Below are 13,161 nucleotides of genomic sequence, written 5' to 3'. Positions count from 1 at the left end.
GGAACTAGCTATCGTTAATCACGCCTCTATGTAAGATGCACTCCAATCGCTCGTTTCATGTAGAAAAATTTTTCTGTTTTCAAAATCACTGCAAATGTAGAACATATTACAGTTGTGTGGAAAGATTTATGTTCCCAATGTCCTTATTTATTAAAAATCAAAATAAATAAGTAAAATGTTTGAAATGCTTTTAATTTTGGCGAAATAAAACCATTAACAGCTAAGTCTGTTTTACGATAAGAATCAGAATAACAAACTATGGAAAAATACGATTTAGCGGTCATAGGAAGCGGGCCGGGAGGTTTCTCTGCGGCTGTCCGCGCCCTGGATTTTGGAAAGGATGTTTGCCTGATTGAAGCCGGACATGTTGGCGGGGCGGGCGTTATGAACGGAGCGTTGACCTCGAAAACCATGTGGGAGCTGTCGCACGATTATGCAGTTGCCGCAGCAGTCGACAGGGGATACCGTGCTTCAGGGCTTCAGGTTGATTTTACCAAGGTCAATAAATCGGTAATGAAGGCCGCGAAAACCAAACAATATCAGATTCTTTCGCAGATTGAAACCTATTCGAAAAAGCCGGGGCAAAAAGGAAGTTTAACCATAAAATACGGTTTTGCCAGTTTTAAAGATCGCAACACATTGGAGATTAATCATGGGAAAGGTGAAGAAAAGGAACTCATCGGGGCCGACTATATTATAATAGCCACCGGATCCCGTCCGCGGGAACTTGCCGATTTGAAAGTCGACCAAAAACGGATTATCAACTCCGACGGTATTCTTAACCTGAAAAAGTTCCCGGAAAGGATGATGGTTATCGGTTCGGGAATTATCGGCTGTGAGTTTGCCACCATCTTCTCCAATTTCGGGCACACCGAAGTCCACCTGCTCGACCGTGCACACCGCGTTATCCCGTTTGCTGACGATGACGTTAGTGATTTTGTATCCGAAAACCTGCAGAAAAACGGAGTTGTCATTCACCATACAGCCAACTTACGCACCGTTAATAAAAAGAAAGATTACCTGGAGGTCGTACTCGACTACGAAGACGGCCACAGCACCGTTATCGAAGTAGATGTGGTTCTTGTTTCCATCGGCCGCGAGCCCAATACCAATGGTCTGGGATTGGAGAATGTCGATATTCAAACCGCCCCGTATGGTTATCTGAGAGTAAATGAGGAAGGTGCTACCAGCGACTCTGAAACATGCAACATCTTTGCGGCAGGAGACGTCACTGGCCACAAAGCACTCTACTGTGTAGCTGAAGAACAGGGCCGTTTTATTATCGAAGCTATCTTCGGTAAATTGGAGTACCCAACCGATTATTCGCACATGCCTACACTAATGTTCTTCAAACCCGAATTAGCCTCGGTAGGTGTCAACGAGAAAATACTTCATGAGAAAAAAATACCATACAGAGCAGCCTTCTATTCCAATGAAATGGTGAACCGGACCATTGCCATGCGCAACACCAACGGCTTTGTGAAAGTACTGGTTAGCGACGACGGTCAGGGCCGGATATTGGGAATGCAAGCCGCGGGCCCCCAGGCATCTGCTTTCATTGTCTCGGTTTCGTACCTGATGAATTCGAAAAGTGGCATGAATGAAGTGCTCCGAAGCATTCATCCGCACCCAAGTGTAACGGAGGGAATACAGGAGTGTTTCCGGGTGTTTAACAATCGTTCCATTTTTAAACCCAAAGCTTTCCCTGATAAGATAAAAAGCTGGGCATGGAAGCCACTCGAACTGCAAAACGAAAAACCGTGAAATAACGCCGCAGATTGACCAGCTCAGTCTGCGGTTTTTTATGCTGCGAAGGAAACCAAAACAATAGTGATCCGCATCTGCCTGTAACAACAATTGCCCGAATCCATATACCGAATTTCCTTATATTTGTGGCATCCGAATTATCTGATTTCGTAAACGAAAACAACCCACAATGATCCTGTTCTTTAAAGGCAAATCGTACACGATTGCTGTTGATGCACAAGAGGAACTAAACCCACAGGACCTCGAAAAACTAATCTGGCTCTTCGACCATGCGCATCCCGTCGAATCGGGGCACCTGAATAATAATTTTGTCGGTCCGCGCAAAGAGATGGTTACTCCATGGAGCACCAACGCGGTCGAAATCACGCAAAACATGGGGATTAGCGGCATTACCCGCATCGAGGAGTTTTTCCCGGTCGACTCCGATTCCCCGCAATTCGATCCGATGTTGCAGGCATTTTATAAAGGACTCGATCAGCAGGCGTTTTCCATTGACTGGAAACCAGAGCCAATTATTTACATCGACGATATCTCGCAGTACAACCAGCAGGAAGGGTTGGCGCTCAGCAACGAAGAAATTGATTATCTGGAAGGTGTAGCGAAACGAATTGGCCGGAAACTTACTGACAGCGAAGTGTTCGGGTTTTCGCAGGTGAACTCGGAACATTGCCGCCACAAAATTTTTAACGGAAATTTCATAATCGACGGCAAAGAACAACCCTCCACCCTCTTCCACCTCATCAAAAAAACCACCCAAACCAATCCCAATACCATCGTTTCCGCATACAAAGACAACTGCTCGTTCAGCAAAGGCCCGAAAGTGGAACAGTTTGCGCCGGCCACGCAGGATAAACCCGATTATTTTGTTGTTGAAGATATCGATACCGTGCTTTCGCTGAAAGCGGAAACGCACAATTTCCCTACAACGGTTGAGCCGTTCAATGGTGCCGCTACCGGAACGGGTGGCGAAATCCGCGACCGGATTGCCGGTGGAAAAGGAAGTTATCCGATTGCAGGAACGGCTGTATACATGACCAGCTACTCACGCTCGGAGGACGGCCGTGAGTGGGAAGAGGCCATGGAAGCACGTCCCTGGTTGTACCAAACACCGGAACAGATTCTCATCAAAGCATCCAACGGTGCTTCCGATTTTGGAAATAAATTCGGACAGCCCCTCATCAACGGTTCGTTGCTAACCTTCGAACACACAGAGAATTTCAAGAAATACGGATACGACAAAGTCATCATGATGGCTGGTGGAATCGGTTTCGCCCGCAGCGAAGACAGTTTGAAAGATACACCTTCAACCGGCGACAAAGTAGTGCTTCTCGGAGGAGATAACTACCGCATCGGAATGGGCGGTGGCGCAGTTTCGTCAGTCGATACCGGCGAGTTCGAAAGCCACATTGAGCTAAACGCAGTGCAGCGCGCTAACCCCGAAATGCAGAAACGTGCCTACAACACCATTCGCGCATTGGCGGAATCGGGCAAAAACCCGATTGTTTCCATTCATGATCATGGCGCCGGAGGCCATCTCAATTGTTTATCGGAGCTGGTGGAAGAAACCGGGGGAAAAATCCATCTGGATAAATTGCCCATTGGTGATCCAACCCTTTCTGCCAAAGAAATTGTGGGGAACGAATCGCAGGAACGCATGGGACTGGTCGTCCGGGAAGAAAACCTCCAACTCATCCGCAGGATTGCCGATCGCGAACGTTCGCCTATGTACGATATAGGTGAAACCACCGGCGATCACCGGTTCACCTTCGAGGATTTCAGGACCGATGAAAAGCCCATCGACCTCTATTTGGCCGACATGTTTGGAAAACCGCCCGTTACCGTGTTGAAGGACACAACTGTGAATGAAAAATTTGCACCGGTTTCCTACGAAAATGAAAAAATTACCCGTTACCTGGAGCAGGTACTGCAATTGGAATCTGTTGGTAGCAAAGACTGGCTGACCAACAAAGTGGATCGTTCCGTAACCGGGAAAATCGCTAAACAGCAATGTGCCGGCGAACTGCAGCTTCCGCTGAATAACCTGGGCGTAATTGCCATCGATTACCAGGGAAAATATGGCATCGCTACTTCCATTGGCCACGCACCCGTAGCCGGACTGGTTGACGCGCCAAAAGGCTCCATTCTCTCCATTGCCGAGTCGTTGACCAACATCGTTTGGGCTCCATTAACTCATCGCATCAAAGGTGTTTCGCTCTCAGCTAACTGGATGTGGCCGGCGCGTAATCCAGGAGAGAATGCCCGTTTGTACAACGCTGTGGAAGCCGCTTCCGATTTTGCCTGTGAGTTGGGAATCAACATTCCTACCGGGAAGGATTCCCTTTCGATGACACAGAAATATAAGGACGATGTGGTCCTTGCTCCCGGAACGGTTATCATTTCCGCTTCCGGCGAAGTTTCCGATATCCGCAAAGTAGTCGAACCTGTGCTCGTCAACGATGTATCGAAACCGCTGTATTATCTCGATTTATCGGGTGTGCCCAAATCGCTGGGCGGAAGCTCATTTGCCCAGATTGTGAACAAACTGGGGGATGAAGCACCTACCGTGAAAGAGCCTGCTGCTTTTGTGAAAGCGTTCAATGCAGTACAAGATGCGATTGACAATGGATTGGTAGCGGCCGGTCACGACATCTCAGCCGGCGGAATGATTACCGCCCTGCTGGAAATGTGCTTCGCTCAAAACAAAGGAGGTATTCAGGCTGACCTAAGTGCACTGAATGAAGCCGATTCAGTGAAACTCCTGTTCAGCGAGAACCCCGGGTTGTTGATTCAGGCGAACAATGCTGAGAAGCTTGAAGCAATGATGGTAGAAAAAGGTGTCCATTTGATTCAGGTTGGACAACCTTCAGCTAAACGCGAAATCGCCATCACAAACCAGGAAACGGAACTAAACTTCGATATCGATCCGCTCCGTGAATTGTGGTACAAGCCATCCTACCTGCTCGACCGGAAACAAAGCGGAAGCAAACTGGCTTTGGAGCGTTATCGCAACTATAAGAAACAGGCACTTCAATTCAATTTCCAGTCATTTGATGGAAAATTTGCCAGTCTGGGCATCGATCCCAAACGCCGCAAACCTTCAGGAGTGAAAGCGGCTATCATTCGCGAAAAGGGAGTGAATGGTGATCGTGAAATGGCCTGGAGCCTTTATCTGGCCGGTTTTGATGTGAAAGACGTTCACATGACCGACCTTATCAGCGGAAGAGAAACACTGGAAGAAGTCAACATGGTCGTTTTTGTCGGCGGCTTCTCCAATTCCGATGTGCTGGGCTCAGCGAAAGGTTGGGCCGGTGCTTTCCGTTACAACGAAAAAGCACGTACGGCACTTGAAAATTTCTATCGTCGTCAAGACACAATTAGCCTGGGTGTTTGTAACGGTTGCCAGTTAATGATTGAACTCGACCTGATTTACCCGGAACACCGTGAAAAAGGCAACATGCTGCACAACGAATCGCATAAATTCGAATCCGGGTTCATTAATGTGGATATTCAGAAAAACGATTCGGTTATGTTGAAAAATATGGCCGGTAAACGTTTAGGAATTTGGGTGGCACACGGAGAAGGAAAGTTCAATCTTCCGCTTGACGAAAGCAATTACCACATCCCAATGAAATATACGCATGAAGGCTATCCGGGTAACCCGAACGGTTCGGCCTTCAATACGGCAGCTGTTTGCTCTGTTAATGGACGTCACCTGGCCATGATGCCGCACCTCGAACGTGCCATCTATCCATGGCAATGGGGCACGTATCCGTCAGGGCATAAAGATGACGAAGTGGCACCGTGGATTGAAGCATTCACCAACGCCCGAAAATGGATTGAGAACCATCAAAAATAAAGAAAAGGAGCCGACTCAATAGTCCGGCTCCTTTTCTTTATTTCACCATCTGATATTCCCTCAAAGTTTACTAACTTTATGATGAATATCGAAAATGTATCTCTAACCTAACAGAGCTCAATGAACCTTAAATCTGTTTTTGTTGCTGTTATTTTCATGTTTATCGGCCTGGCGGTCCGAAGTCAGCCATTGTCTGTTCCCGATTCGCTGAAACAAAAACTAAATGGTTTGTCTGACGCAGAACAGGCCCAAACGCTTATTGAGAACTCCACCTCCTTTCTGCCGGCCAAATCCGGCCTGGCCCGTTTTATTTGTAATGAAGCGCTCACCAAACTGGAACAAACAGAAAAAGACCATCCCAAATTAGTCGCTAAAGCGAATTACGTCATCGGGGAATCCTATTACTACGAAAGCGATTTTAAAAGCGCCCGCCCCTATTATGAGAAGGCATGCAATATATTTCAGCGTGTTGGCGATACTTCCTTGTGCGCTGAAACCAAAAATTGCATCGGTTTGACCTACTATTACACCGGTGAATTTAACAAAGCCATCCAGGAATTTATTAATGCCTACAACCTCTACTCCGACCTGAAACAAAGAAGTGACATGGCCGATATGCTGACCAATATTGCCATGATTCAAAAGGAAACCGGAGACAATGAGAAAGCGATGGAAAATTATGTCGACGCCCTGGCTGTGGAAGAAGAGTTGGGCGACAGTGCCAGTATCGCGAGCATTTCCAATGGTATCGGTTTGCTAAATATGGAGCGTGACAGCCTCGACCTTGCATTACAATATCTTAACCGGGCAAAAGATATTTTCCATCGCCTCGGGCAGGTTTCGCGTGAAGCTTCGGTATTGCATAACCTGGGGATGATTTTTCAAAAAAAGAATGAATATCAGCGTTCTCTGCCTTATCTCCGCAAAGCAAAAGAGATGTTTAAACAGGAAGGTGATATAATGGGAGAAGCTTACGTTTTACATGGTATGGGCTCGGCAATGGCCAAATTGAAGAGGTATGGCCAGGCAGAAAACGATTACCTCGAAGCATTGTCTCTCGCGAAAGGGCACAATCTTCCGCTACTCATCCGGGATACCTACAAAAATCTGTATGAATTTCACAATGACAGAAACGATTACAAAAAGGCATTGGAATATCATGTAATGTACACTCAACTGAAAGACAGTCTTTTTAATAAAGAAAAAGCTGACCAGTTGGCCAAAATACAAACACTGTACGAAACAGAAAAGAACGCCAGAGAGGTACAGAACCTAAAACTCGAAAATGAACTAAAAGAGAGCCGGCTGAACAGGAACATCCTTGAAAATAAAATTGCATATGGCCTGGCAGGTATCTTTCTCATTATCTTGATCATTTTACTGTATCGTTTTCTGGAAAACCGGCAAGCGAACAGGCTACTCGAATCAAAGAACAAGGAAATAGAAGCGCAAAAAAAAGAGTTGGAAGGCCTCAACCAGGCTTATCGGGAAATGAACAAGGAATTGCGTACCCTGAATTCGGAAAAAGATACCTTCTTCTCCATTATCGCCCATGACTTAAAAAATCCTTTTCATGCATTGCTGGGCCTATCTTTTCTACTGAAAGAAGATTATCCAAAACTAACTGACAACGAGCGGGTAAGTTTTGCCGGAGAGATCAACCAGACCAGTATCAAACTATTCCAGATACTCGAAAACCTGTTGGCGTGGGCACGTACCCAAACCAATCAAATTGAGTACAACCCGGAATACATCAATCTAAGTGATTTTGCAGAAGAAGTGTACGAGAATACCATTACGCAAGCTCAGCAAAAAGATATTTCCCTTTCGGTTGACATACGGAAACAACATCAGGTATTTGCCGATACCTTAATGCTGGAAACAATCCTGAAAAACCTGATATCAAACGGAATAAAATTCACTTCCAAAGGAGGAGCTGTCCGGTTAAAATCAGAATTGGAACCAGAAAGCGATTTTCTGAAAATATCAGTATTCGACACGGGTGTAGGGCTAACTCCGGAGGAACAAGGCAAGCTGTTTCGTATCGACAGGCATTTGCACAAAACAGGAACCGAAGGAGAAGAAGGTTCCGGACTTGGCTTACTTGTATGTCAGGAATTCGTTAAAAAAAACGGAGGGCAGATTGGAGTAAACAGCGAACCCGGCAAAGGCAGCCACTTCTGGATTACATTGCCCATCTCTAAAAAATCTTCTGCAATATAATGCTTAAAATAGACTACCTCCCATTTCCCTTTCGATGAACAGATCCATACGTTCGTCAGAAAGTTTTCGACCTTTATCAACAAAACTTTTATCTCGCTTCCCCTTTTCATAAAAAAAAAGTCAAATTAAATCGATGATGGGGCATTTCCGTAAAATAAATTATGCTCATATAACGGATTCTATTTCTTTTCGGAGCAAAAGAATATCTTTTATAAATACGAACACGCCGCTGTTACTGTTTAGGTAATTTTCGTACTTTGCGGGGTCAATCGTATACCATGGGAGTTTTGATCAGAAAGAATGATCCAGTGGGAGCTGCCATATGGGATTATTACACAGCTGCCGGAAAGCATTTGATTACAGTAAAGACAGATATTGCGGAAGATGAGGAGCTTTCCCCCGAATACCTTTTAAGGGATTTTAGTCAGATGCCCGATATCGAGCAAACGGCCCTGGAAAAAAGCACGGGGCATGTGCTTGATGTAGGTGCAGGTGCAGGTTCACATGCGCTTTGGCTACAGGGAAAAGGGTTGACAGTAACTGCCGTAGATATTTCGCCATACGCATGCCAAACGATGGAAGAGAGAGGAGTCAGAGACGTCCGCCTTCTGGATGTCATGCAGCTAAAGAATGAACAATTTGACACCATTTTGTTGTTGATGAACGGCCTTGGTATAGCTGGCACTCCCGAAGGATTGAACCTCCTCTTCAAACACCTGAAAACATTGTTAAAACCAGGCGGCCAGATTCTGGCTGATTCAGCTGATTTGCTTTATCTCTTTACCGATGAAGCCGGTGAAACCTGGATAGATTTGAATGCAGATAAATATTACGGACAAGTTGAGTACCGTTTAAGCTACCTGGATATTAAAGGCAATCCTTTCAATTGGCTTTTTATCGATCAGGAAACACTCACCGTTATTGCACAAGAAAACAATTTACAGGTAATCGAAATGATAGAAGGTTCCAATCATAATTACCTAACTGCATTAAAAAATATTTGAAATGGACCACACCAACAGAAAACTGACATCTGAAGAAATTGAACAGCTGGAACAACGTCACTGTACAGCAGAAAATTGGAATCAAATCAGCGTTCCGCACGACTTCGACATCAAAAACCTCCGAAATGTGCATTTCTACGGAACCAATGTTCTGGGACGGTTCGATAAAAAAATAAAATTCTTTAACGGAATCGAAAAACCCTCCGGGATTTATGATGCTTCGTTACACAATTGCAACGTTGGAGACAATGTACTTATCCGTGGCGTACAACACCTGATAGCCAATTACGATATCGAGGAAGATGTCGTTATTAAAAATACGAACCAGGTCGTGGTGACCGGGCCTTCCACCTTTGGGAATGGCACCATGGTAGCCGTTCTTGATGAGGCCGGCGGACGCGCCATCCCTATCTACGACCATCTTTCAGCGCATTTGGCATACATGATGACGCTGTACCGCCATCGTCGTGATTTGCAGGAAAAACTGTTCAGTTGGGTGGAGAAGTATGCCGAAAGCCGTCGCTCAGATAGAGGGTTTATTGGAAAAGGGACCAGAATTCTTAATTGCCATTCCATTATCAATGTGTATTTTGGTCCATATGCCGTAGCTGAAGGTGTTCACCGGTTGGAAAATGCCACCTTAAACAGCAAGATGAAATCTCCGGTAGCGCTGGGTTCAGGTGTGATTGCCCGCAATTTTATCGTCAGTTCCGGTTCCGAAATCTCGGATGGTGCCATTGTCGAGAATTGTTTCATTGGACAAGGCTGCCAACTAAGTAAACAGTATTCGGCTGAGAATTCGCTTTTCTTTGCGAATTGCCAGGGCTTTCACGGTGAAGCCTGTTCCATATTTGCAGGACCGTATACCGTGACGCACCATAAATCCACATTGCTGATTGCCGGAATGTTCTCGTTCCTGAATGCCGGTTCCGGTTCCAATCAGAGCAACCATATGTATAAACTGGGCCCGATTCACCACGGCATCGTGCAGCGAGGTTCCAAAACAGCCAGTGATTCCTACCTTCTTTGGCCCGCCAAAATTGGCCCATTCACGCTGGTTATGGGGCGTCACTATAAAAACTCCGACACATCCGATTTGCCCTTCTCTTACATGATAGAAAACAAGGATGAAAGTTACCTGATGCCGGGAATCAACTTACGTAGTGTAGGTACCATTCGCGATGCCATCAAGTGGCCCCGAAGGGACAAGCGGACTGATCCGGATATACTCGATTTCATTAATTTCAACCTGCTCAGTCCGTTTACGATTCAAAAAATGTTACGGGGCCAGCAAGTTCTGGAGGACTTGCAGAATATTTCAGGGAGAACCTCCCAAACCTATTCCTATAGCTCGACCATTATTAAAAATTCATCCCTCCAGAAAGGCTGGCAATTGTATAACATGGGAATCACCAAATTTTTAGGTAATTCCGTAATTACACGACTGAAAGATTCCGGGATAAAGACAGAAGCAGAGATGCGCCAGCGCCTTACCCCCAGCACTAAGATTGGCGAAGGAGAATGGATTGATCTGGGCGGGTTGATTGCACCGAAACGCGAAATTTCTTCACTGATGAATCAGATTGAATCCGGTGCAATCGAAGATCTAACCACGACATGGCAGTGGTTCGCCCGACTTCATCAAAATTACTACGAATACGAATGGACCTGGGCTTCTCACCTTTTGGAAGAAAGACTCGGGAAAACGATTTCAGAAATGACCGTCAGCGATATCAAAGGAATGGCAGAACGTTGGAAAGAAAGTGTCGTTTCGCTCGACCGTATGCTTTATGAAGATGCCAGGAAAGAGTTCACCCTCAAGTCACAAACAGGGTTTGGCTCAGACGGAAATGAAGAAACCCGTTCGCGAGATTTCGAAATGGTCCGGGGAACGTTTGAAAACAATCAGTTTGTCAGGGAAATTCTGGATCATATCGAACGAAAATCCCGTTTGGCCGATATCATGCTCGAACAGTTAAGTCAACTCAAATAAATGAAAGTGGGTATCCGAAAAGTTGAATTGAAAAAGTGCTAACTTTCAAATTGAAAACAATCTTGGATTTACCCCTCCTCCCGACGTACATCGCGGATAGGGGTAAATAACTTAAGCTGTACTTACAATTTTATAGTTCTGAAAATGCCCTTTGGACTTTTCGGACACCCTCTTTCATTTATCTCTTTCTTTGTCACTTATTTTTCCATCCTTTTTAGTAAACGAAATTCCGTTCTCCGGTTACGGGCCCGCCCATCTGCCGTCGCATTGTCGGCAACAGGCTGAGTAGCTCCATAACCCTTGGCAACCAAACGCTGTCCGGAAATACCTTTTTCTTCCAAATAACGAACGGTTGATTGCGCCCGTTGTTTTGACAAAGCGAGATTATGAGCGTCTGTACCGGTATTATCGGTATGGCCGGCAATTTCCACTACCCACTGCGGGTTCTTCTCCATAAATGTGACAACCTGTTTCAACTGCAGGAAAGATTCTGTTTTTAGCGTTGCCGAATCCGTATCGAAAAACACATTTCGCAAAGCGGTTACACTTCCGGCTTTCACTGGCTGAAGTGCAATTTCCAACTGAAATGGTTTCGATTTTTCGTAGGACTTTGTTAAATCAAAATGTTCGGAATAAAACAGGTAGCCGGGAGTTTCTACATTTAGTCCATAGTCTTTTCCTGCCGGAAGGCACAAAAGGAAATGTCCGTCAAAAACATCAGGCCGGGATTGCTGGTAAACACTGTCATTCTCCATGTTAATAATTTGAACAACCGGAGCCAGTGGTTTGGATGTTTCCGCATCGAACACTTTTCCGGCAACGTAGCTAACGGCATCAGGCCGTAACTCTTCCGGAAGGATAAAATGAAAAATATCTCTTCCTCCATATCCTTCCCGTTTCGAAGCAAAATAAGCATTCCGGCCCGTCACATCCACAATCAGTCCGTCATCATCTTCATTCGTGTTAATTGGGTAACCCAGATTTTCGGGAACAGACAAACCGTCTCCTACATTTCTGGATACAAACAAATCCTTCCCACCCAAACCGGGCCAGTAATCAGAAGCAAAGTAGAGTGTATTACCATCGGCATGAATAAACGGTGATGATTCATTTCCGGGCGTATTAACCGCTTCCTGATTGGTTACTTTTCCATAAACTGGTAACCCCGATGGCGTGATGCTGGTCCGCTCAGCACGCCAGATATCCATTTTCCCTTTTCCACCTTTCCGGTTACCGGCAAAATAAAGATAGCGGCCATCGGCTGAAACGGATGGCTGCGATTCCCAGCCGCTGGTATTCACAGGCGACATCAGGTTGAGTGGCTTCATCCATTTGCCGTTACGCTTTACCGCAAAATAAATATCACAACTCCCATAGCCATCCTTCCGGTTACAAGCCGTGAAAAACAATAATTTTCCGTTTGCCGAAATGCATTGTGCACCTTCATTATCCGGAGTATTCACCGGTTTCCCCAAGGGTCCGGCCACCGGCCAACCGGCACTGTCCAGATGCGAAGAATAGAAATCTTCCTGGGGAAAACGCAACAGCTGTCCGGTCGAATCGACGGAAATCAGCCGGGTAAACACCAATTGATTCGCTTCCGCATTCAGGCTTGGCCAATATTCGTTTTCGCTGGTATTAATTGCCGGGCCAAGATTCTCTGGATGAAAAGGAACCGGATGCTGCACGGCATAAGCAGCAAATTCGGCCGCGTTCAGCAAATGCCTTGCACCATTCTCCTTTTTTGGCGAAAGCCGGAAATAACGTTTTAGGTTAACAACAGCTGTATCGTACACTCCTTTTTGATATTCCAGCAATGCCAGGAAATAGAATCCCTGCGGGTAACCAATCGAATCAACCGCCAAACCAGCCCTTAAATGTGCTGCTTCCAAGTCTGTCTTCTTTTCCCAATGATAAATATCGGCCAAAGCAAAGTGAGCCAAAGCAAAGTGATTATCCATCCGAAGCACAACTTTAAGTTTAACAACCGCTTCATTGTTTTTCCCTTGCTGAAACAGCTGTTTTGCCTCGTTAAACTCACGCTGAACACGGAGATTTACTTTTTTTTGTGACTGCCCATTGCCAGAAACAGAGAAGCACAATACAAAAAACAGAATAAAAAATAGGTGGCGCATATAATGTTAACAGATTCTTCCCGTTATTATAGAGAGTGTTACAATGAAATAAATGTTTATTTTTTCGATTTTAGATTGCAAACTAATTAAAAAGATTTGTATAATTACCAATAAATAATCAAAGTCGCATCTACGAACATAAACACTTAACAACTAACAAATTAAAAATTAAAAGAATAAATA

At 45.3% G+C, this 13,161-nt stretch carries 6 protein-coding genes; 5 read left to right on the top strand and 1 reads right to left on the bottom strand.

What is annotated here, in order from left to right:
* Positions 1–258: 258 nt before the first annotated feature.
* The 5 genes from GJU82_RS02365 to GJU82_RS02345 all read left to right on the top strand — a co-directional run bounded on the left by GJU82_RS02365 (position 259) and on the right by GJU82_RS02345 (position 10,843).
* Positions 259–1,764 carry an NAD(P)/FAD-dependent oxidoreductase gene (locus GJU82_RS02365; RefSeq protein WP_153630685.1) on the top strand — a complete coding sequence of 502 codons (1,506 nt, stop codon included), beginning with the start codon at positions 259–261 and terminating at the stop codon, positions 1,762–1,764.
* Between the two features lie 172 nt (positions 1,765–1,936).
* Positions 1,937–5,623, top strand: a complete 3,687-nt coding sequence (gene purL, locus GJU82_RS02360) for a phosphoribosylformylglycinamidine synthase (RefSeq protein ID WP_153630684.1) — start codon at positions 1,937–1,939, stop codon at positions 5,621–5,623.
* 120 nt (positions 5,624–5,743) lie between these two features.
* Positions 5,744–7,846 (top strand): tetratricopeptide repeat protein, encoded by a 2,103-nt coding sequence (locus GJU82_RS02355; protein ID WP_153630683.1) that lies wholly within the window; start codon positions 5,744–5,746, stop codon positions 7,844–7,846.
* Between the two features lie 278 nt (positions 7,847–8,124).
* On the top strand, positions 8,125–8,850 hold the full coding sequence (locus tag GJU82_RS02350; protein ID WP_153630682.1) for a bifunctional 2-polyprenyl-6-hydroxyphenol methylase/3-demethylubiquinol 3-O-methyltransferase UbiG: 726 nt from the start codon (positions 8,125–8,127) through the stop codon (positions 8,848–8,850).
* Between the two features lies 1 nt (position 8,851).
* Positions 8,852–10,843 (top strand): DUF4954 family protein, encoded by a 1,992-nt coding sequence (locus GJU82_RS02345; RefSeq protein ID WP_153630681.1) that lies wholly within the window; start codon positions 8,852–8,854, stop codon positions 10,841–10,843.
* Positions 10,844–11,040: 197 nt separating this feature from the next.
* On the opposite strand, the gene GJU82_RS02340 is transcribed toward GJU82_RS02345, so the two are convergent.
* Positions 11,041–12,804, bottom strand: a complete 1,764-nt coding sequence (locus GJU82_RS02340) for an OmpA family protein (protein ID WP_194830945.1) — start codon at positions 12,802–12,804, stop codon at positions 11,041–11,043.
* Between the last annotated feature and the right edge of the window lie 357 nt (positions 12,805–13,161).

The organism is Prolixibacter sp. SD074, assembly GCF_009617895.1.
In the GTDB taxonomy this organism is placed as follows: Bacteria; Bacteroidota; Bacteroidia; order Bacteroidales; family Prolixibacteraceae; genus Prolixibacter.
This window is presented reverse-complemented; position numbering and strand designations above follow the sequence as displayed.

Bases quoted from the DNA above. Each gene is read 5' to 3' on its own strand.
- GJU82_RS02365 (WP_153630685.1), top strand. From the start codon at position 259: ATGGAAAAATACGATTTAGCGGTCATAGGAAGCGGGCCGGGAGGTTTC.
- purL (WP_153630684.1), top strand. From the start codon at position 1,937: ATGATCCTGTTCTTTAAAGGCAAATCGTACACGATTGCTGTTGATGCA.
- GJU82_RS02355 (WP_153630683.1), top strand. From the start codon at position 5,744: ATGAACCTTAAATCTGTTTTTGTTGCTGTTATTTTCATGTTTATCGGC.
- GJU82_RS02350 (WP_153630682.1), top strand. From the start codon at position 8,125: ATGGGAGTTTTGATCAGAAAGAATGATCCAGTGGGAGCTGCCATATGG.
- GJU82_RS02345 (WP_153630681.1), top strand. From the start codon at position 8,852: ATGGACCACACCAACAGAAAACTGACATCTGAAGAAATTGAACAGCTG.
- GJU82_RS02340 (WP_194830945.1), bottom strand. From the start codon at position 12,804: ATGGATAATCACTTTGCTTTGGCTCACTTTGCTTTGGCCGATATTTAT.